Genomic DNA, 21,083 nt, shown 5'->3' on the forward strand with positions numbered 1-21,083 from the left:
AAATACCCCTAAAATTAATTAAATAAAACCTACACAAACTTTAAAACTAAAAATTATGGCATTACTAGGAAAAAAAGCAATGAATTTTGCATACGGTATGGGAGCAGCAGTTGTAATTGTTGGAGCTCTTTTTAAAATTACGCACTTCGAAATTGGACCATTGACAGGTACTTTGATGCTTTCAATCGGATTAATAACAGAGGCATTTATCTTTGCTCTTTCTGCCTTTGAACCTGTAGAAAATGAGTTAGACTGGACATTAGTTTATCCTGAATTAGCTAATGGAACGCCTAATGCAAACCGAAAACCTAAAGCTGAATCTCCTTCTGAGGCACAAGGTTTATTGTCTCAAAAATTAGACGCTATGCTTAAAGATGCTAAAATTGATGGTGAGTTGATGGCTAGCTTAGGAAACAGTATTAAAAACTTTGAATCAGCTGCAAAAGGAATTGCTCCTGCTGCTGACGGAATTGCTGCTACAAAAAAATACAGCGACGAATTATCAATGGCTGCTGCTCAAATGGAAGCTTTGAATAGTTTGTACAAAGTACAATTAGAAAGTGCTTCCAGAAATGCTGAAGCTAACAAAGAAATTGCTGAAAACGCATCTAAGCTAAAAGAGCAAATGCAATCGATGACAGCAAACATTTCTTCATTGAATCAGGTTTATGGAGGTATGCTTACTGCTATGAGTAATAAAGGATAATAATTAGTCTTTAAATAAGTATTGAGAAAAAATTACCACAACTAATTATTAGAAAATATGGCAGGAGGAAAACTAACCCCTAGACAGAAGATGATTAACCTAATGTATCTGGTTTTCATCGCTATGTTGGCAATGAATGTTTCGAAAGAAGTAATATCAGGTTTTGGATTGATGAACGAAAAATTTGAAAGTTCAAATGCAAGTTCTAAACAAACTAATGATCAAATGCTTCTAGCTTTAGATACAAAAGCCGCTGAGGCTAAAGGAGAATTTGCTGTAGCATCAGCAACAGCTCATAAGGTTAAAACAATTACAGATAATTTTTATAACTATATCAATTCTTTAAAAGAGCAGGCTACTAAAGGTTTTGAGACCAATCCGGAAACAGGAAAATTACCATATGAAGATATGGATAAAGGAGATAATGTTGATGATTGGTTTACAGGAGAGGGTTACTCTAAAAAAGGTAAAGAAATTGTCGCTACTATAGAAAAGTACAAAGCGGATATTAAAGCTACTTTAGGTACAGAAAAAAAATATAGTGGTATTATAAAAGAGGTTGAAGAGAAATTTGATCTTTCTGATGTAAAAAACAAAGAAGGTTTAAAAGATAAATATTTGTCTTACCATTTTAAAGGTTTTCCGGCTATTGCAACAATAGCTAAGTTGTCCTCTTGGCAAAATGATATCAACAAAGTGGAATCGGATGTTTATAGTATTGCATTAGGTAAAGCAGCAGTTGAAGCAGCTTCATACAGTAATTACCAGGCAATTGTAGTTTTAGATAAAAATGCTTATTTCCAAGGGGAACAAGTAACTGGTAAAGTAGTTTTAGGTCGTTATGATGAAAACACAAAGCCAACTTCTTTTTCAGGTCCTGGTAAAATTGTAAACGGTCAGGCAGTAATCTCTTTAACAGCAGGTGGTGTAGGAGAACAAACTATTGGAGGTCAATTTACTTTTGCTGAAGACGGAAAAACGATACCATTAAAATTTTCAGGAAAATATGTTGTAGTTCCAAGACCTAATTCGGCTACAATTTCTGCCGATAAAATGAATGTAGTGTATAGAGGTGTTTCAAATCCTATCTCAATTTCATTTGCAGGTATTGCTGATAACAATGTTAACGCTTCTGCCCCTGGTTTGTCTAAGGTTGGTAACGGAAAATATGTGATGAATCCACAAGGTGGTAATGAAGTAGTAATTAACGTGTCAGGTAAAATGGCTGATGGTAAAGTTGCTTCTGATAGAAAAGTATTTAGAATCAAAGGTATTCCGGGACCAACAGGTACAATTAGAGGAGAAATGGGTGTGGTTAAAGGGCCTAAGTCTAACCTTGAAATTGCTACTATTGGTGCTAAATTAGTTGATTTTGATTTTGATGTTAATATAGATGTTGTTGGGTTTAATTTAAAAGTTACCGGTCAGCCTACAGTGGTTGTTCAGGGTAATAAATTAAACGCACAATGTAAATCTGTTCTTTCTAAAGCAGTGAGAGGTGATCAGGTTACCATTTCTGAAATTAAGACAAGATTAGTTGGTGCAGGTGGTTATTTATTGCCAAGAACGGCTCCTGTTATTTTTGAAATTCAATAATACATTTTTACCATTAAGGTAAATACATCCATTCTTATTAATGATACTATGATGAATATGAGAAATTTTTTGATAATAGCAATCTCTTTAATTGGAGGAGTGGCTTCTTATGCTCAGTCTAATTTGCTGAATGCTAGGATTCCTGAAGAAATTGGTTTGAAAACTAAGGCTCAACAGATTTCAGATAATGATAAACCGTTAGCTTATGGTTATGTTCATGATAGAGATGTATTGATGGGTAGGATGGTATGGGAAATTATTGATTTGAGTGAGAAAATTAATTTTCCGCTTTATTTTCCTATTGATACCGCTAATATTGGTTCAAACAGACGTTCTTTATATGATGTTTTAACAAGAGCAATAAAAAGTGGGGAAATATCAGAAGTGTATTCGGATAGTTATTTTAATACTAAAAAAACATACAAAGATATTCAGGCTTCTTTGAGTCGTATTGATACTACTGATGCAGGTAGAGAGCAAATCAATGCAGGACAAAAGGTTTCTGATGAATACGTTATGAGATCTGATTTGACTGCTCAGGATGTAACCCAATACAAAATCAAAGGCTTTTGGTATTTTGACAAACGTCAGAGTGAGTTAAAATATCGTTTGTTGGCTATTTGTCCGGTTACACCAGATGTTTATACGATGAATAATGAGGAGAAAGATTATATCGAGTTGTTTTGGATCTTTTTCCCCGATGCCAGAGAGGTGTTACACGAAGCAAAATCATTCAATAATAAAAATTCGGCAATGCCGGTTTCTTTTGACCAAATCTTAAATTCAAGACGTTTTAACAGTACAATTTACAAAGAAGAAAACGTGTATGGAGACAGAGAAATCAAAGAGTACATGAAGGATAATGCACAGAGCCAATTGCTGGAAGCCGAACGTGTGAAAGAGAAGATTCGTGATTTTGAATCCGATATGTGGAATTATTAATTTTGAATATAAGTTTTATAAAACTCTTACCTGATGGTAAGAGTTTTTTGTTTTCTGTATTTTTGTGTTTTATTTGAATGGTATGATTGATTATTTAATTGTGGGTTGTGGACTGGCTGGGATTTCGTTTTCTGAAATCGCTTTGGCAAATAATAAAAGCATTTTAGTTGTAGATAATGAATCGCAGAATTCTTCTAAGATTGCAGGTGGTTTATATAATCCGGTTATTTTAAAACGTTTCAGTGAAGTTTGGCAGGCTAAGGAGCAATTGATTTTGATGAATCAGTTTTATGTTAATTTAGAGCAGAAACTGAAGATTAAAGTAGATTTTAAAACGCCTATTTTGCGAAAGTTTTTTTCTATCGAAGAACAGAATAACTGGTTTGCAGCTTCTGATAAACCAGCTTTAGCACCATTTTTATCCACTTCGATAATTACAAAAAAATACTCCGGAATCGATTCACCATTTAATTATGGAGAGGTTTTGCATACCGGTTATGTAGATACCGCTTCTTTATTGGAACATTATAAAAAGTATCTTTTGCAAGAACAACTTTTGCTTCAGGAATCTTTTGATTATGAAAAGTTAGAAGTTTTGTCGAAAGGTATTCGTTATAAAAATATTGAAGCTAAACATATCGTTTTTGCAGAAGGTTTTGGTTTACATGCAAATCCTTATTTTAATAATTTACCTTTGGATGGAACCAAGGGCGAACTTTTTATTATTAAAGCACCTGGATTGAATTTGGACGTTATTGTTAATACTTCGGTGTTTATTCTTCCGCTTGGTGATGGATTGTTCAAAGTAGGGGCAACTTATAATTGGAAAGACAAAACCGATTTGCCTACCGAAGAGGGAAGACAGGAATTGACAGATAGAATTAAAGAAATTATAAACTGCGAATTTGAAATAGTAGCTCATTTTGCCGGTGTTCGGCCTACAGTAAAAGATCGCAGACCCTTGGTAGGAACACACAAAGACTATCAATCCATTCATATTTTAAATGGTTTAGGAACGAGAGGAGTGATGCTGGGACCGGCAATGGCTCAATCTTTATTTGATAGTATAGAAAAAGGGATTCCGCTTGATACAGAAATTAATATTGATCGCTTTAAGCCTAAAAATAAAAGTTAGTTTATGCCTTGGTAAACGAAGAGATTTTATTTTTGCCACAAATTACACTAATTAGCACAAATAGTATTGATTTTTTAAATGAATTACACAAATTTTTATCTGCCTTTGACAGATTCGTGGAATTATGGCATCTAAATTTGTCTTATTTCGTGGAATTCGTGGCTTTTTTATTTTTGGAATTAATGTATTTGCTCTTAGTTTCAGACTTTAAAATCAGGGTCGTAACTCACAAACATATTGATATAAATGTTGCGCGACCATCTAAGTACAAATGGAAATAAGATAATTAAAGTGGCTATTATGGCTATGAAGGCAGTTTTTAGCGAAGTGTGAAATAACAGGTAAGAAACAATAAAAGAGGCTATTCCAATACCTACATTAAGTCCGTAGCTTACATACATAGCACCATAAAAAAAGGATGGTTCTATCTGATAAGTCAAACCACAATGCGAGCATTTTTCGTTCATTTTTAAAACATTAGCCAGATTAAGCGGATTTTTATCCACATACATGCTTTCATTTTGACATTTCGGACAAGTTCCTGTTAAAATGCTATTTAGTTTGGATCCTTTTTTTAACATTTGCAAAAATTTTTATCAAAGGTACATTTTTTGAAAAAGTACCGATGTAACATTAGTCACAAAATATGCTTAATATACACAATTTATCGGTTTCGTTTGGGGGTACTTATTTGTTTGAAGAAGTAACTTTTCGATTAGGAGCCGGAGATAGAGTTGGTCTTGTAGGGAAAAATGGTGCCGGTAAATCTACCATGCTTAAAATGCTTGCTGGCGATTTCAAGCCTGATTCTGGAGTGATTTCTCAGGAGAAAGACATTCGAATGGGATTCTTGCGTCAGGATATTGATTTTGAAAGAGGAAGAACGGTTCTTGAAGAAGCTTATGAAGCTTTTACCGAGATTAAAATTGTTGAGAAAAAACTGGAAGAAATCAATCATCAATTGGTTACCAGAACCGATTATGAGAGTGATGAATACACTAAAATTATTGAAGATTTATCTGATTATACCCATCGTTTTGAATTGTTGGGTGGTTATAATTATGTAGGTGATACCGAGAAAATTCTTTTAGGTTTAGGATTCAAAAGAGAAGTTTTCGATAATCAGACGGAAACTTTTTCAGGTGGATGGAGAATGCGTATCGAGTTAGCTAAATTATTATTGCAGAACAATGATGTTTTGTTGTTGGATGAGCCTACCAACCACCTGGATATTGAGAGTATTATTTGGTTAGAGAATTTCTTGCGTAATTATCCGGGAGTTGTGGTAATTGTTTCGCACGATAAAATGTTTTTAGATAATGTAACCAATAGAACTATCGAAATTTCTCTTGGAAAAGCATACGATTTCAATAAACCTTATTCGCAATATTTAGAATTGCGTGAGGAACTTCGCGAAAAACAATTGGCAACTCAAAAAAACCAAGCCAAGAAAATTGAAGAAACACAGAAACTAATTGATCGATTCCGATATAGTGCTACCAAATCTTCGATGGCACAATCTTTAATTAAAAAACTGGATAAAGTAGAGCGAATCGAGGTTGATGAAGACGATAATTCGGTGATGAATATTTCGTTCCCGGTTTCTAAAGAGCCTGGAAAAGTGGTAATAGAAGCCGAAAATGTGACCAAAGCTTATGGTGACAAAACCATTTTAAAAGATATTTCGTTGTTAGTGGAACGTGGAAGCAAGATTGCTTTTGTGGGACAAAATGGACAGGGAAAATCGACTTTTATCAAAGCCTTGGTTAACGAATTTGAATACGAAGGAACTATCAAATTAGGACACAATGTACAATTAGGTTATTTTGCTCAAAATCAAGCTGAATATTTGGATGGTGAAATTACGTTGTTGCAAACCATGGAAGATGCTGCATTAGATAGCAATCGTTCAAAAGTGCGTGATATGTTAGGTTCGTTTTTGTTCCGTGGTGATGATGTGGAGAAAAAGGTAAAAGTTCTTTCGGGAGGCGAGAGAAACCGTCTGGCCTTGTGTAAATTGCTTTTACAGCCTATCAATGTTTTGTTGATGGATGAGCCTACAAACCACCTTGATATTAAGTCTAAGAACGTTTTAAAGGCGGCTTTGCAAAAATTTGGCGGAACCTTACTGTTGGTTTCTCACGATAGGGATTTCCTTCAAGGGATGTCAAATATTGTTTATGAATTCAAAGATCAAAAAATCAGAGAATATTTAGGTGATATTAACTTTTTCTTAGAGCAACGCAATATGGAGAATATGCGTGAAGTAGAGAAAAAAGATGTGATTAAAACTGCAACACCTAAAGAAAGTAAGAAAACCTCTTACGAAGATCAGAAAAAAGGGAAGACTTTGCAAAACCGTTTAAGTAAGATAGAAAGCCAAATCAGTCAGTTAGAAAAAGACATTCAGCACGATGATAAAATGCTGGCATCTAATTATGACAAACACATCGAAGACGCAGCCTTTTTTAAAGCGTATAATAAAAAGAAAGCTGACTTAGATCAGTTGTTATTAGATTGGGAAGTTGTTCAGGAAGAAATAGATAATTTGTAGTAGAATATTAAATAGGCTTGATTAATTAATCAAGCCTATTTTTTTAGAATGAGCAATAGCTTCTTTACTTTTTTTGAAATAACAAACTTCTACAGAAAGACTTTCGAGATTTTGAAGTGTTTTAAGCACTTTTGTTTTTTTGTGTTTGGCAGTTTGTCTGATATAAATAGCCTGAATAGTTAAGGGAAAAATTTTGCTGATAGCTTCGTATAAATAAGGGTCTTCCTGTGAATCATCGCCTATGAGAACATATTTCAAGTTGGGATAAAATTCTAATATGTGTTTGATTTTTTCAAATTTATGATTGTGTCCGCCTCTGCCAGTCCAGAAAAAATTTCGCAAACTGGTTTTAATGTCTTTCAATAGTAAAACTGCTTTGGGTAGCTGGTGAATTTCGGTAAACTTGACAATAAAACGGTAGAGATTCCACTCACTGCTGGAAACGTAAAAAAAGATATTAAGCTCTTCTTTGTTTTCTCTGCCTGATTGACTCAGTGCCTGATAATGCGCTGTAACATCTTCAAAAATTTTGCGTCTATTTACATTTCTAAATAATAGATGATACAATTTTCTTAAAGGATTTAAAGTATAAGAAACTAAAAAAGTATCGTCAATATCCGATATGATGCCCAGATGGTCTATTTTAGGGCGGATATAACTTTCTTTTGCGGCTATGGTCTCACCATTGTAATTCAAACTTACCTCATAGTCTATCCATCCGTAATGCTCTTGTCCCAGCGGAATGCAAAATTTAAAATAACCGTCTTTTAATGTTCGGGTATGAATTGTTTTTTGGTTGTGACTTAAGTAAATGTCAGCGTTAGACCAGGTTTTCATTCGATACATTCCAATAATCGAACTGGCATTTTTAAAATTTTTATCCTGAAAATCGTATTCTACTTTTCTTGTGGGTAAAAAAACGTGTCCCATTACAATTAGCTCCTGTTCATTAGCATAACCACGATATAGTTTTATGATGGGCTTCATTTATAAGGTTTCTTTTGTAGTGTATTCTAAATTAATTAATTTTAATGTAAAAATGAAATCAAATGTTGAAAAATAATGTAATGATGGTGGTAAATCCTGTTTCGGGTGGACTTGATAAAGGCTATTTGGTCGATCAGGTGTCTCATTATGCTCAACAGTTAAATCTAAATTTAATGTGTTTTGAAACCACTGGTGTTAATGATTTAGATAATATAAGAACTTATTACAAAAAGTTTAATCCCGCGCGGGTGTTGATAGCCGGAGGAGATGGAACCATCAAAATTGTTGCTGAAGCTTTGAAACTTGAGGATGTGATTTTTGGAATTTTACCGGTTGGTTCGTCAAATGGTTTAGCCACCGATTTGGGTTTAGTGAAATCATCAGAAGAAAATATTGCCATTGCTTTTCAAAACCATTTTGTAGCCATTGATTGTATTATTATTAATGGTAAAATGTGTTTGCATTTGAGTGATTTAGGATTGAATGCCGAGTTGATTAAAAATTATCATAAAAGTGCCATTCGGGGAAAATTAGGTTATGCTTTGCAAATTTTCAATACTTTGTTACATGCTGAAAAATCGTTTCAGGTAATTGTGAAAACCAATCAACAATTGGTTGAAACTAAAGCTCGTATGATTGTTATTGCCAATTCTCAAAAGTACGGAACTGGAGTAGTGATTAACCCTATCGGAATTATGAGTGACGGTAAATTTGAATTGATTATTTTGAAAAAATTAGATTTCAGTGTTTTTTTTAAGATTATAATGGGAAAAATAACCGTTTCTTCTGGCGATATTACCGTGATTTCTACTGACAATGCTATGATTAGTATTGATAAACCTATAAGTTTTCAAATAGATGGAGAATACTGTGGTACCGAAACCAATCTGGATATTGCTATGTCCAAAAGAAAATTAAAAGTGGCGATGCTTAAAGTTTAAATTCTTTACTTGAATGGGTTTCGCTCCTGCCATTCCATTTTAGGTTCAAAATAACCAAAGGTTCTGGATACAAATAAATTCAAAAAAGGATTGTTATGTTTGATAAGCCCAAACATATTTACCGCCTTTGCGCCTACTGAACTTTTGATTTCTAATGCAGTTCTGGCAAAAATAATACGGCTGTATTTTTTATTAATCGAATAGCCTATCATATCATACAGCATATTCAAATACAGCATTTTTTCTTTTTGGCAATGCTCATCATAGCCCAGAAAATAAGTGTCAATGTCGGAGCCATTTTTGATTAGGGTGTTGAACCCAATTAATTGATTGTTGTCAAAATAACCATAAAATAAAAATTGCTCTTTTAAGTTTTTCTTGAATATTTCAAAGTGATCTTCATTGAGGTAAAAGGTGTTAAAAGCGGCTTTTTGGGCAACATTCAAATACAATTCATAAATTCGTTTTCGATGTTTTTGGATGTCTTCGAGATTCATTTTTTGTTTTATCAAGGCTTCCGATTTTTTTCGGGCTCTTTTGTATTGATCTCGGTATTTTTTGTTTTTATTAGCGATGTAATCGTCAAAAATATGCCAGGAATTCTTAATGTCAAAAATCATATTGGGTTGGGTAGAAAATCGATAAAAAGGATCGTATTCCGGAATGTTGAAAATGTCAATCTCCGTTGCCGAAAAATCTTTAAAAATGCTAAGATGTGGTTTGTTTCCCTGTTTTTCCAATGTGTTTTCTAAGTTGTCAGTAGCTTTTTTAAGTAGTTTGACAAGTTCTTTGATTGGGAATTTTGGGTGGAGAGAAAAAGCATTTTGTCCTGTTAGCATATTATTGCCAATGATTAGCACTTTTGAACCAAATCTTTTAAAAACAAAATTCCTGATTTTGGTTCTCAAACAACTGTCTCTTTCTCCAAAAGAAGGGATTTGGCTTAAATCTAAAAATTGAGAAACGGCAATACCAACAATTTCTTCGTTGTAAAATAATGCAATAAAATGACAGTTCATATTGCCCGGGGCAGAAGTTTCCAGAATTCTTAAATACTTTCGATTAAGAAAAATAGTATTGGTTGCCAAATCATCCCAATGCACAGGCAGGTCTTGGACTGAATTGTATATTTTAAAAGAATAGGATGGGTTCAATAGTTGAAAAATTAATTATTTAGCGAAGTTACTATTTTAAGTTTATTACAATGTTTACAAGCAGAAATTAACTAATTTTATAGAAAAAGAAGAAGATTATGGAAGTTTATAATGAAAATACAGCTCAGTCTATGTTGTCAGAATTGACTAACTGGACTTTTGTAAATAATGGTATAGAAAAGAAATTTCAGTTTAAAAATTTCAATCAGGCACTTGCTTTTATCGTTCAGGTAGGATTATTGGCAGAAACTAAAAATCATCATCCTGAATTGTATAATGTTTACAACAAAGTTAACATTCGATTATCAACTCATGATGCTAATGGAGTAACCGATAAGGATTTTGATTTAGCTAAAGCAATTGAAAAATTGTTTTAGAAAAAGCTCCTCATAACAATTAGTGAAAATGAGGAGCTTTTTTTTATTGCCAGACGCAGATAATTCCGCCCATAATCATAAAACATAGCATCCAATAGCCGCTATTGATAAAGGTGTATTTCCAGCTTTTTCGTTCAAATAATGCGTTGGTTGCAATCATTGGGAAAGCCAGGAAAAGTCCCGCCAGAAATCCATGTAAAGCGCCGTGTTTGAAAGTTCTGTAAGCTGTTCCATAATCGTTCATAAAGGCGGCATATGAAGGTTTGATGTCTGCTGCGCCTCCGCCACCAATCATTCCGAAGGCTCCCCACTGATGAATGGTTAAAAACTGTAGAATCATAGCAATCAATAAAGCAAAAAATACTGCCATAATAAAGATAACGGGCATATTAGCACCTTTCATCTTTTCTTCGGTCAATCCGGATTCTTTCATCCAGATTGTTCCAAATACTTTTGGACTGTACCAAATGAATCCAATTACTAAAGTTGATAATGCAGCGACAAATAATGCCAAGAAATTAATTTCCATAGGTTTGGTTTTTTAGGTTGTTGGTTCAAATATAAATAAAATATTTGCAAAGTGGTTTTTGATTTTTTTTGTAGGATTAAATACTGTGAATTAAAAATAATGATGTATTTCGTCGATTTTTTTGGTATTTTAACTATGTTTTGTTGTACATTTAATCATCGAAATTTAATAAGCGGGGATTATGAAAAAAATATTTACTCTATTTTTAATGCTTTTAGCTTCATTTTCAATGATGGCTAATGTGACGCTTTCTGATAAAGAAATACTTGTAAAATTGTATGAAGCTACTAGCGGTAGCCAATGGAAAGTAAAATGGGATTTGTCTCAACCTATGACTAGCTGGTCAGGTGTTAAGGTTCAGAATGATAAAGTAATTGCTTTAGATTTGCAAAATAATAATTTGGTAGGTTTAATTCCGGCTGAATTGGGTAATTTGAAGAGTTTACAAGAATTAAATTTACACAAAAATCAATTATCCGGAAGTATTCCTGCGAGTTTAGGAAATTTAAAAGAATTAAAAGTTTTAGACTTGTCTTTTAATGCTTTAACGTCTGCTATTCCAGAATCCATTTGTAATTTAACTAATCTGAAAACTTTAGAATTATACATGAATAGACTTTCAGGCCAGTTACCGGCTAGTATTGGGAATTTGCAAAATTTAGAGACTTTAGCAGTTTTTAATAACGAAATTGAAGGAGCTATTCCTGCTTCGTTCTACCAAATGAAATCTTTAAAAACAGTATTGTTGAACAGTAACAAAATGAGTGGTAGTTTGAGTGCTGATATTGCTAATTTGACTCAATTGACCAATTTAAGTTTGTTTGAAAATAATTTTCAAGGACAGGTGCCTTTAGCTCTTGAGAAATTAAACGGATTGAAAGAGATGAATATTTCTTATAATAAATTTAATGGTCTGGTAACTAAAAAATTGGCTATGTTAGATACACTAAATATGACTATGGTTAATGAAAGTGGTGTGGCTTATTTAATGAATGTTGCTGTAGAAATGGAAAAAAGACCTATTGTAGCTGAGGATTAATAATTATTTGGTTTGGTTGTTTTTATAGAATATTGGTTTTTTTATTAAGTTAGTTTTATAATAAGTTTAGTGTTTGTAAAAACCTGTGATAATCTCACAGGTTTTTTTGTTTCGGACTTTTTAAACTCCGCTAAAAGCACTAAATCCACCATCTACAGGAAGTACTATTCCGGTGATGAATTGAGATGCCTCGCTGCATAAAAAGTGAATTGCTCCTGCTAGTTCATTGGCTTCTCCAAATCTCTTCATTGGTGTGTTGTTAATAATGCTGTTTCCTCTTGGAGAATAGCTTCCGTCTTCATTGGTTAGCAGTTTTCGGTTTTGGTTTCCAATAAAAAATCCCGGAGCAATTGCATTTACCCGAATTTTATCACTGAACTTTGTAGCCATTTCTACTGCCATCCATCGGGTAAAGTTTTCCATCGCAGCCTTAGATGCCGAATAACCTACCACACGGGTTACGGCTCTTTCAACAGTCATTGATGAGAAATTAATGATAACTCCTTCTTTTTGTTTCGCCATCAGTTCACCAAAAATTATCGAAGGAAGTACAGTACCATTTAAGTTTAAATCGGTCACAGTTTGAAAAGCATCCATCGATAAATCAAAAATTGTTTGGTCTTCACTGATGGTTGCTCCCGGCATATTTCCTCCGGCGGCATTCAATAAAACATCCACTTTCCCGTAATAGTTTACGATTTTTTCTCTGGCTTCCTCTAATGATTTTTTGTTGAGAATATCGGCAGCAATTCCTAAGGCATCATAGCCATTTTTTGTAAGTGTGCTGATGCTATTGTCTATTGTTTCCTGATTTCTGCCTATGATGACAATTTTTGCGCCTGAAGCGGCTAAATGCCCGGCAATAGAGCTGCCTAAAACACCGGTTCCTCCGGTAATTACGGCAACTTTGTTTTTAATGTTAAATAAATTCATTTTTTAATTTTAAGGTTTTTGTTTTGTTCTTTTAGTACAAAAGCTGCATGAATTGCTTAGAATTCACACAGCTTTTTTCAAAAAAAATAATAGGGTTTGTTTTAATATTTCCACCTAACAAAGGCTTCCATTGCAGCATAATTGGATAAGCCCAATTGGTCATACAATTCAGCGGTTTCTTTGTTACGGTCTTCGGCTCTTTGCCAAAATTCTCTGGCATCTGTGCCTTGGAATACCACACCGTCTTTTTGAGATTGATGTTTGAATATTCCGTGTCTTTTAGCTAAAACCTGATCCGGACTCATAGGTACTGCCATTTCTATTTCGTCAATGCCCCATTCCTGCCAGGCACCGCGATACAGCCACAACCAGCAGTCGTTTATAAAATCTTTTGATTTTAGGTTTTTTACTGCATCGAGAATGGCATCCAAACATACTTTGTGCGTTCCGTGCGGATCGGCAAGGTCTCCTGCTGCAAATATTTGGTGTGGTTTTATTTTTTCAATAAGATCCATTGTCAATTGAATGTCAGCCTTACCTAAAGGTTTCTTTTCGATAGTTCCGGTTTCATAAAAAGGAAGATCCATAAAGTGAATTTGATCGTCAGTCAGTCCCACAAAATGGCTGGTTGCACGGGCTTCTCCTTTTCTAATAAGCCCTTTTATGTGCCTTACTTCGGGCGTGTCTATTTGGCTTGTTTTTTTGTTGTTTAAAAATTCCTGAGCTTTCTCGTAAATTGCGTTGGCTTCAGGACTTTTAATATCAAATTTTTCGTTGTAATCACATACAAATCGCGCAAACCTTTCGGCTTCACTATCAGCTACAGCAATATTTCCTGAAGTTTGATAAGCTACATGAACTTCATGCCCCTGTTCCTGTAAACGCATAAAAGTACCTCCCATACTAATAATATCATCATCAGGATGCGGACTAAAAATCAACACTCTTTTTCTGGCTGGTGCGGCGCGTTCTGGTCTGTTGGAATCATCGGCATTGGGTTTTCCACCCGGCCACCCGGTAATAGTGTGTTGTAGTTTGTTAAAAATATTGATGTTGATGTTGTAAGCCGGACCTAGATCGGCCAATAAATCGCTCATTCCGTTTTCTATATAATCGGCATCGGTAAGTCGCAAGATTGGCTTTTTAAGCTCCAATGCCATTCCCAGAACAGCTTTTCGGGTTAATTTGTCTGTCCATATAATTTTTTCAACCAGCCAGGGCTTGTTGATTCTGGTTAGCTTTGAAGCAGCTTCCTGATCTAGTACAAAAATAGCATTATTGTGTTCCTGTAAGAAAGAAGCAGGGACAAGATTGGTAACAGTTCCTTCGGCAGATGCTTTGACGATGTTTGATTTTCCTTCACCCCAAGCCAGTAGAATAACTCTTTTGGCTTCCATTATTTTTTTTACGCCTAAAGTAATGGCTGTTCTGGGCGTGTTATTTAATCCGGAGAAATCTTTACTCGCCGCTACTCTTGTAATATGATCCAGAGCAACTAATCTCGTTTTCGAGTTTTGTAAAGAGCCTGATTCGTTAAAACCAATGTGTCCGTTACCACCGATACCCAAAATTTGCAAGTCGATTCCGCCAAGTGCTTCTATTTTTTCTTCGTATTGAGCGCAGTAATCCTGAATTTGTTCTTTTGATAAAGTACCGTCAGGAATATTGTAATTTTCGGGTAAAATATCTACCTGATCCAATAGTAATTCTTTCATAAATCGCACGTAGCTATTGATAGAATCTGGTTCCATTGGATAATATTCGTCCAGGTTGAAAGTGATAACATTTTTAAAACTAAGACCTTCCTCTTTGTGCATACGCACTAATTCGGCATACAAACCTTTTGGAGAAGATCCGGTTGCTAGTCCCAGAACACAGGATTCCTGCAGTTCCTGTTTGGATCGGATTAATGCCGCAATCTCATGAGCGACAGCTATTGAGGCAGTTTTTGAATTTTCGAAAACAACAGTATTGATATTTTCGAAACGTTTTTCAAATCCTGTAGCTTTGTCAATATTGCTTTTTATCATAGTGTTGTTTTTGTTTTATGAAAATGAATGAAATGCTTTACTAAGATAGTATGATATAAATTAAAATGGTTAATGAAACTAAAATAGTTCCTGCCAGGTTCATTCCGGGCCATGATTTTTCATGATTTTTAGAAAGTTCTTCCTCGTATTCTGTATTGGTTGTATTAAATCGTTTTGAAACGAGTAACATAATAATGAAATTCAGTACAAATTCGATTCCCCATAAGTGCACAAAATGGATGTTGATTTTAAATACAAATGAAGTTAGGATGTAGAATACAAATCCAAAAAATAATCCCGCTTTTGCACCGGCGGCATTAATTTGCTTAAAAAATAAACCGGCAACTAATATGGATGAAACCGGGATGAAGAAGATTCCGTTTAATTCCTGTAAAAGAAGATACAATCCGGAAGGTGCATGAGCTACTAATGGTGCTACCGAAATGGCTATTACGGCGAGTATGATAGAGGTAATTTTTCCATAATAGACCAGCTTTTCTTCGGTGGTATCTTTGTTTAAGCTTTTTTTGTAAATATCCATACAAAAAATAGTACTAGCAGAATTTAAGATGCTGTTAAAAGTGCTTAGTACGGCTCCTAATATCACTGCGGCAAAAAAACCGTAGAGATAAGTGGGTAAAACTTTTTTAACCAAAAGAGGATAAATCAAATCGGGTTTGTCATAATATTGCTCCTGGAAATAATAAAATCCAATTAATCCGGGAACTACAATGATGAGCGGCATTAATAGTTTTAGAATGCCGGTATAGATTAAGCCTTTTTGAGCTTCTATTAAATTTTTTGCTCCCAAAGCTCTTTGGATAATGGCTTGATTCATTCCCCAAAAATAAATTTGGTTAATCATCAGTCCTGTAAAAAGTGTCGAAAAAGGTAAAACAGAATCCTCTTTTCCTATGATGTCAAACTTTTTTGGAGCAAAATTATAAATGGAACTGACTCCTTCAAAAATATTTCCTTTTCCAATTTGATACAAGGCAATAATTGTGACTAACAGACCTCCAAGCATTAATCCTATTCCGTTGAGAGAATCGGAAAAAGCGACGGCTTTTAACCCTCCAAAAATTGCGTAGGCTGAACCAATAATTCCAATAGCCAGTACTGTATAGACCAGGGATTCTTCTTTGGTTATCGAGAAAACAGTTGCAAAATCAAAAATACTTTCGATATTAATTGCTCCTGAGTATAAAATGATTGGTAATAAGGTAACCACGTATGAACTAACCAGTAAAACAGCAACGACGGAGCGTACACTCGAATCGAATCGTTTTTCCAGAAATTCAGGGATGGTGGTAAGTTCTAGTTTTAGAAAGCGAGGAATGATATAAATGGCGGCTATAACTAAGGCTATTGCCGAGGTTACTTCCCAGGCAATGACGATAATTCCGTTTTTATAAGCACTCCCATTCATCCCAATTAGATGTTCGGTGGAAATGTTTGTTAACAACATAGATCCTGCAATAACAGGTGCTGATAAACTTTTTCCGGCAAAAAAATATCCATTTGACGTGTTTAGATTGTCTTTTCGGAGTTTGTAACTCGTGTAAAAGATAACCAGGAGTGTGAATCCAAAAAAGCCTAAATAGGTATATAACATGTCAAATGGATGTTTAAGTTACGTGCTAAATTCGCTTAGAATTTTAAAGTTGCAGGCAAATATTTAGCAACTAATTCTTCGTAATAAGGGCGTAAAGCTTTCGAATCGGGTTTTACAGGTGCTTTAGTGTACAAATCGTAAGGATTGAATTTTTTAACCCATTCAAACATTTCAATATCATGCTCGGTCATTAAATGTGTATAAGCATTTTCCCTGTGTTGAGAATAGAATGAATGGTAACGAATCATGTATAAAGCTGGTTCAGGCAAGTGATCTTTCAGGATTTGGTACAAATATTCATCATGTCCCCAGCTCATTTTTACCTTGTCTAATCCGCAGTTAGGAGAATAAACACCATATTTAGTGTTGTATTTTTCATTAGTACTATCCGGATTGGCAGCAAAAAACTCCGGATAAACTATTTTATCTGAGAATTTACATCCTACAGGGAATGTATCGCCTACAACAGCCCATTGTGGTTCGCCAAATAAACATAATACTTTTCCAATGTCATGTAAAAATCCTGTTAGTACAAACCAATCCGGGTGACCATCGGCACGAATGGCCTCTGATGTTTGCAATAAATGCTGGAATTGATCTAAGTCAATATCAGGGTCGCTATCATCTACTAAAGTATTCAGGAAATCCACGGCTTCCCATAGTGACATTTCTTTGCGATCAAATTTTAGGAACTCTTTTTCTTTTTCGCATACAAAATCATAGGTTTGATAAGTATGGTTAATTCGGTAAAACTCTCTTACGGTTTCTACTCTTTCAGAATCCACATAATTGCGGAATTCTTCTTTTTCTTTTTTTTCTAATGAAGGATCAGGATAGCGTTCGATTAAGTTTTCTTCCCAATCATCAATTTGGTGCATCGGATTATTGAATTTGTCGGTGTTGTTCGCTTTTTCCATTGGTGTTGTTTTTTATGATGTTTTGCTAAATGTTTTGTCTTTTTTTTTAAAACCCCAATTATTGAGTTTATTGTGAATTTCAAAATTACGCAGATAGTGTTTTTCTAAAATGGATAAATGGTCCAAAAACATGGATGGATTTTTCATAGTGTCAATTTTTTATCAATTAAATAATGTTATATGTATTTAATAGGTCTTTTTGTTGTGGTATTGATTTGTGAAAATCAATTGGGAAAAGGTCTTTTTTAGGTAGAATTTGCTTAGAGAAATTCTAAAAGAACAGTTTAGAGTTAAAAAATAGCTGTTGTTGACTGTTGAAGATGTTAAAAAAGAGCATTCAAAATTAACTTAAATGGTTTTTGGTGTTTCAAAGATAGAGAGTCGGCTAAAGTCCTGTTTTTTAAGGTTTAGTGTTAGTGATAATACAAAAAAATAACAGTTTAAAAACGATAAATGTATTTTTTGGTCTCTTTTTTTAAGGGAATTTGATTGAATTTTATATGTTTTTGACCGATTTATCCATTTCAAGCTGGAGTCGAACTGTTAATTTTACCATAATATTATTAACTAATACTAATTAAAAATGAAAAAAACCAAATTCAAATTATTGACGTTATTTTTCTTGATAGCGTTTTCAATTAATTCGTGGGCACAAAAAACACAGGTGTCAGGTAAGGTGGTAGATGATCAAAATTTACCATTACCGGGTGCTAATATTTTAGAAAGCGGAACGAAAAATGGTGTAGAGACAGATTTAGATGGGAAATTCAGACTCGAAGTCTCAAATCCCAATGCTGTTATTATTGTTTCTTATGTAGGTTTTGCTGATCAAAGCGTTAAGCTAAGCGGTTCAAGATCTAACTTGACTGTTAAATTAGTATCGGGGGCTCAAAACCTTGAGCAAGTTGTGGTAGTAGGGTACGGTAAAGGTTCTCGAAAAAATTTAACTACTTCTGTTACTTCTGTTAAAGCAGAGGATATGAATAAAGGAGCTATTAGTGATGTAGGACAATTGTTGCAAGGTAAAGTTGCCGGTTTGAATATTTCATCTAGTGGTGATCCTACAAGATCAGCTTCTGTTGTAATGCGTGGGGTTTCTACTTTAAATAGTTCACAAGGTCCATTTTATGTGGTTGATGGAGTTCCGGGTGTTGATATCTCGATGATTTCACCAGATGACATTGCAACTATTGATGTTCTTAAAGATGCTGCTGCAACTGCTATTTATGGTAACCGTGCCGCAAATGGGGTTATTATGGTAACAACTAAAAAAGGAAGTAAAGAAAGAACTCAAATTTCATATAACAGTTATTTTGGTATAGAGAATGTTTCTAATCAATTGGATATGATGAATGCTTCTCAATTAAGAGCTTTTACAACTAAAAATAATTTGAATTTTACTCCTGAAAATGATAAGGGAGCTAATACAAATTGGCAAAAAGCTATTTTGAGATCTGGAGCACTTTCAAGCAGCCATAACTTATCGATAAGTGGCGGGGGAGAAAAAAGTAATTATTCGGCTAGTTTAACTTCTATAAAAAGAGAAGGTGTTCTTTTGAAAAGTGATTTTGGACGTGTAATTGCCCGTTTGGCAGTTGAACAATATGCTTTTGATGATAAAGTGAAATTTGGTTTGAATGTAACTAATTCTGTTAGTAACTATGTAAATGTTCCACAACGTAACTCGGTACTTTTACAATCAATTAATCACCTTCCTGTTTCTCCGGTTAGAAATGAAGATGGTAGTTTCTTTGAAAATTTTGTTAGTACAGGATATTTTAACCCGGTTGCTTTGATTGAGCACGGAACAGATGAAACTAAAACAAACAACCTTATTGGAAATTTCACAACAGAAGTTAAGTTGCCATTTGGATTTACTTATAACCTAAACATTGCTCACCAAAAGTTGAGTACTTCTCATGGAGAGTTTTATGATAGTTATTATTCTCAATACAACAGTGCTAACTTTTACAATAATCCAGATCCACCATTTACAAAAACTTTGGTTAATTTTGGTGTAAATGGTTCGGCATTAAGAAACTATTATGAAAATACTAATAATATTATAGAGAGTTTCTTAAATTGGGATAAAGAAATAGGTAATCATAAAATTAAAGCTGTTTTAGGTTATTCATGGCAGGAAAACACTTTAGGAGATGGTTTTCAGGCTACAACAACTAACTTTCCTGTAGATAATGTGGGTTACAATAACTTAGCTTTAAGTAATTATACTTCAGTAGGAGGTTATGTGGTGAATTTTGGAGATAGTCAGGCATATCAAAAAACACGTTTGATTTCTCAATTTGCACGTTTGAATTATAATTTTAATGATAAATATCTTTTACAAGGTACAGTAAGAAGAGATGGAGGTTCAGTATTTGGGGCTAACAACAGATGGGGATATTTTCCTTCTGTAGGAGGAGCTTGGAGAATTGACAAAGAAACCTTCATGCAAAACCAAAATATTTTCAGCGACTTGAAACTTCGTGCCAGTTATGGTGTAACAGGAAACTCTTCAGGATTTAATGCTTATACTGCTCAATTTATTTCAGGAAGTGCCGGGACATTCTATTATAATGGACAACAAATAGGTGCTTATGGACCAATACAGGCTGCTAATCCGGATTTAAAATGGGAAAAAACTACAACAACAAACTTTGGTCTTGATTTTTCATTGTTAAAAGGAGTAATTACGGCTTCGGTTGATGTTTACGACAAGAAAACAACAGACATGATTTTCAATTATCAGGTAAACCCAGTATTAGTTCCTGTAGGTTCTATTGTCGCTAATGGAGGTATTATGTCTAATAAAGGTATTGAGATTGCTTTAGGTGCTACCCCAGTTAAAACGGCTAATTTTACTTGGTCAACTAACCTGAATATTGCTAGTAACAAGAATAAAATTGTAAAATTGACAAACCCATTCTTTATTGGTGGAGATTCTATCAGAAGAGTACAACCTGATGGTGGAGGACAAACAGGAGCGACTTTACAAATTTTTAAAGAAGGTAAACCTCTTGGACAGTTCTTTACATTGGATTATGCCGGGAAAAATGAAAATGGAGTTTCTCAATATTATGATAAAAATGGAAATTTAACTACAACTCCATTAAACGGTGTTGATTACCATTACTTAGGAAGTGCACAACCAAAAGTATTATTGGGTTGGTCAAATAATTTTCAATACAAGAATTTTGATTTAAGCGTTTTCGTTAGAGGAGTATTTGGAAATAAAATCTTCAATGCTACCCGCGCCGATTTATTTAGACCTGCCACAGCAATGACTACAAATATTTTAGTTGATGCACAAAACGAATCACCAAATGATTTGAATTCTTATCGTTATTCTTCACGCTTTATAGAAGATGGTAGTTATATCAGATTAGATAATGCAACTCTTGGCTATAATTTTAAAAACATCAACAAGTTTGTTAAAAGTTTCCGCATGTACACTACAGTAAATAATTTATTTGTAATTACTAAATACAGTGGAATTGATCCTGAGGTAGAACAAGGTGGTACAGCTCCTGGTGTAGATTCAAATAACTTTTATCCAAAAACCAGAACGTTTTTATTAGGTTTTAACGTGGTATTCTAAGAAAATAATAATTGTAATAATTGTAAATAT

The 21,083-nt window shown here is 34.1% G+C and carries 17 protein-coding genes; 9 read left to right on the forward strand and 8 right to left on the reverse strand.

The annotated features are described in order from the left end of the window. Positions 1-55 precede the first annotated feature (55 nt). The 4 genes from porL to BIW12_RS09975 all read left to right on the forward strand — a co-directional run bounded on the left by porL (position 56) and on the right by BIW12_RS09975 (position 4,379). Positions 56-706: a type IX secretion system motor protein PorL/GldL gene (porL, locus tag BIW12_RS09960; RefSeq protein WP_071184983.1), complete on the forward strand. Its 651-nt coding sequence runs from the start codon at positions 56-58 to the stop codon at positions 704-706. A gap of 57 nt (positions 707-763) precedes the next feature. Continuing rightward, a complete protein-coding gene (gene porM, locus BIW12_RS09965) occupies positions 764-2,302 on the forward strand; it encodes a type IX secretion system motor protein PorM/GldM (RefSeq protein WP_071184984.1) in 1,539 nt (512 codons plus the stop codon). A 51-nt stretch (positions 2,303-2,353) separates the two neighbouring features. Beyond that, on the forward strand, positions 2,354-3,244 hold the full coding sequence (gene porN, locus BIW12_RS09970) for a type IX secretion system ring subunit PorN/GldN (RefSeq protein ID WP_071184985.1): 891 nt from the start codon (positions 2,354-2,356) through the stop codon (positions 3,242-3,244). Between the two features lie 82 nt (positions 3,245-3,326). Continuing rightward, a complete protein-coding gene (locus BIW12_RS09975; protein WP_071184986.1) occupies positions 3,327-4,379 on the forward strand; it encodes an NAD(P)/FAD-dependent oxidoreductase in 1,053 nt (350 codons plus the stop codon). 200 nt (positions 4,380-4,579) lie between these two features. Here the strand turns inward: BIW12_RS09975 and BIW12_RS09980 are convergent, their stop codons facing one another. Next, on the reverse strand, positions 4,580-4,960 hold the full coding sequence (locus BIW12_RS09980; RefSeq protein WP_071184987.1) for a DUF983 domain-containing protein: 381 nt from the start codon (positions 4,958-4,960) through the stop codon (positions 4,580-4,582). Between the two features lie 65 nt (positions 4,961-5,025). Here BIW12_RS09980 and BIW12_RS09985 point away from each other — a divergent pair, with 65 nt between their 5' ends. Beyond that, the gene (locus BIW12_RS09985; RefSeq protein ID WP_071184988.1) at positions 5,026-6,933 is read left to right on the forward strand and encodes an ABC-F family ATP-binding cassette domain-containing protein; all 1,908 of its coding nucleotides are present in this window, start codon (positions 5,026-5,028) and stop codon (positions 6,931-6,933) included. A gap of 21 nt (positions 6,934-6,954) precedes the next feature. On the opposite strand, the gene BIW12_RS09990 is transcribed toward BIW12_RS09985, so the two are convergent. Then, on the reverse strand, positions 6,955-7,920 hold the full coding sequence (locus tag BIW12_RS09990; RefSeq protein ID WP_071184989.1) for an App1 family protein: 966 nt from the start codon (positions 7,918-7,920) through the stop codon (positions 6,955-6,957). A gap of 62 nt (positions 7,921-7,982) precedes the next feature. On the opposite strand from BIW12_RS09990, the gene BIW12_RS09995 reads away from it, so the two are divergent. Further along, the gene (locus BIW12_RS09995; RefSeq protein ID WP_071184990.1) at positions 7,983-8,861 is read left to right on the forward strand and encodes a diacylglycerol/lipid kinase family protein; all 879 of its coding nucleotides are present in this window, start codon (positions 7,983-7,985) and stop codon (positions 8,859-8,861) included. Positions 8,862-8,866: 5 nt separating this feature from the next. Here the strand turns inward: BIW12_RS09995 and BIW12_RS10000 are convergent, their stop codons facing one another. Next, positions 8,867-10,015, reverse strand: coding sequence for an 8-amino-7-oxononanoate synthase (locus BIW12_RS10000; RefSeq protein ID WP_071184991.1), 1,149 nt, complete (start codon positions 10,013-10,015; stop codon positions 8,867-8,869). A gap of 98 nt (positions 10,016-10,113) precedes the next feature. Between BIW12_RS10000 and BIW12_RS10005 the strand changes: the two genes are divergently transcribed. Further along, positions 10,114-10,392 carry a 4a-hydroxytetrahydrobiopterin dehydratase gene (locus tag BIW12_RS10005; RefSeq protein ID WP_071184992.1) on the forward strand — a complete coding sequence of 93 codons (279 nt, stop codon included), beginning with the start codon at positions 10,114-10,116 and terminating at the stop codon, positions 10,390-10,392. 43 nt (positions 10,393-10,435) lie between these two features. Here BIW12_RS10005 and BIW12_RS10010 read toward each other — a convergent pair whose 3' ends face one another. Continuing rightward, positions 10,436-10,921, reverse strand: a complete 486-nt coding sequence (locus tag BIW12_RS10010; RefSeq protein ID WP_071184993.1) for a DUF1761 domain-containing protein — start codon at positions 10,919-10,921, stop codon at positions 10,436-10,438. Between the two features lie 181 nt (positions 10,922-11,102). Between BIW12_RS10010 and BIW12_RS10015 the strand changes: the two genes are divergently transcribed. Further along, complete coding sequence (locus BIW12_RS10015; protein WP_071184994.1) at positions 11,103-11,960, forward strand: leucine-rich repeat domain-containing protein; 858 nt, start codon at positions 11,103-11,105, stop codon at positions 11,958-11,960. Between the two features lie 120 nt (positions 11,961-12,080). On the opposite strand, the gene BIW12_RS10020 is transcribed toward BIW12_RS10015, so the two are convergent. The 4 genes from BIW12_RS10020 to BIW12_RS10035 form a co-directional block, all read right to left on the reverse strand. After that, positions 12,081-12,893 carry an SDR family oxidoreductase gene (locus tag BIW12_RS10020; protein ID WP_071184995.1) on the reverse strand — a complete coding sequence of 271 codons (813 nt, stop codon included), beginning with the start codon at positions 12,891-12,893 and terminating at the stop codon, positions 12,081-12,083. A 101-nt stretch (positions 12,894-12,994) separates the two neighbouring features. Further along, positions 12,995-14,923 (reverse strand): glucosamine-6-phosphate deaminase, encoded by a 1,929-nt coding sequence (gene nagB / locus BIW12_RS10025; protein WP_071184996.1) that lies wholly within the window; start codon positions 14,921-14,923, stop codon positions 12,995-12,997. A 40-nt stretch (positions 14,924-14,963) separates the two neighbouring features. Next, positions 14,964-16,538: a solute:sodium symporter family transporter gene (locus BIW12_RS10030; protein WP_071184997.1), complete on the reverse strand. Its 1,575-nt coding sequence runs from the start codon at positions 16,536-16,538 to the stop codon at positions 14,964-14,966. A gap of 35 nt (positions 16,539-16,573) precedes the next feature. Further along, positions 16,574-17,455, reverse strand: a complete 882-nt coding sequence (locus BIW12_RS10035) for an inositol oxygenase family protein (protein ID WP_071184998.1) — start codon at positions 17,453-17,455, stop codon at positions 16,574-16,576. A gap of 583 nt (positions 17,456-18,038) precedes the next feature. Between BIW12_RS10035 and BIW12_RS10040 the strand changes: the two genes are divergently transcribed. Further along, entirely contained in the window at positions 18,039-21,053 is a 3,015-nt protein-coding gene (locus BIW12_RS10040; protein WP_071184999.1) for a SusC/RagA family TonB-linked outer membrane protein, read from the forward strand. Positions 21,054-21,083: the final 30 nt, after the last annotated feature.

Origin of the sequence: Flavobacterium commune (genome assembly GCF_001857965.1) — a bacterium.
Taxonomy (GTDB): domain Bacteria; phylum Bacteroidota; class Bacteroidia; order Flavobacteriales; family Flavobacteriaceae; genus Flavobacterium; species Flavobacterium commune.

Coding starts and splice junctions, on each gene's coding strand:
- porL (WP_071184983.1), top strand. CDS start 56: ATGGCATTACTAGGAAAAAAAGCAATGAATTTTGCATACGGTATGGGA.
- porM (WP_071184984.1), top strand. CDS start 764: ATGGCAGGAGGAAAACTAACCCCTAGACAGAAGATGATTAACCTAATG.
- porN (WP_071184985.1), top strand. CDS start 2,354: ATGAATATGAGAAATTTTTTGATAATAGCAATCTCTTTAATTGGAGGA.
- BIW12_RS09975 (WP_071184986.1), top strand. CDS start 3,327: ATGATTGATTATTTAATTGTGGGTTGTGGACTGGCTGGGATTTCGTTT.
- BIW12_RS09980 (WP_071184987.1), bottom strand. CDS start 4,960: ATGTTAAAAAAAGGATCCAAACTAAATAGCATTTTAACAGGAACTTGT.
- BIW12_RS09985 (WP_071184988.1), top strand. CDS start 5,026: ATGCTTAATATACACAATTTATCGGTTTCGTTTGGGGGTACTTATTTG.
- BIW12_RS09990 (WP_071184989.1), bottom strand. CDS start 7,920: ATGAAGCCCATCATAAAACTATATCGTGGTTATGCTAATGAACAGGAG.
- BIW12_RS09995 (WP_071184990.1), top strand. CDS start 7,983: ATGTTGAAAAATAATGTAATGATGGTGGTAAATCCTGTTTCGGGTGGA.
- BIW12_RS10005 (WP_071184992.1), top strand. CDS start 10,114: ATGGAAGTTTATAATGAAAATACAGCTCAGTCTATGTTGTCAGAATTG.
- BIW12_RS10010 (WP_071184993.1), bottom strand. CDS start 10,921: ATGGAAATTAATTTCTTGGCATTATTTGTCGCTGCATTATCAACTTTA.
- BIW12_RS10015 (WP_071184994.1), top strand. CDS start 11,103: ATGAAAAAAATATTTACTCTATTTTTAATGCTTTTAGCTTCATTTTCA.
- BIW12_RS10020 (WP_071184995.1), bottom strand. CDS start 12,893: ATGAATTTATTTAACATTAAAAACAAAGTTGCCGTAATTACCGGAGGA.
- nagB (WP_071184996.1), bottom strand. CDS start 14,923: ATGATAAAAAGCAATATTGACAAAGCTACAGGATTTGAAAAACGTTTC.
- BIW12_RS10030 (WP_071184997.1), bottom strand. CDS start 16,538: ATGTTATATACCTATTTAGGCTTTTTTGGATTCACACTCCTGGTTATC.
- BIW12_RS10035 (WP_071184998.1), bottom strand. CDS start 17,455: ATGGAAAAAGCGAACAACACCGACAAATTCAATAATCCGATGCACCAA.
- BIW12_RS10040 (WP_071184999.1), top strand. CDS start 18,039: ATGAAAAAAACCAAATTCAAATTATTGACGTTATTTTTCTTGATAGCG.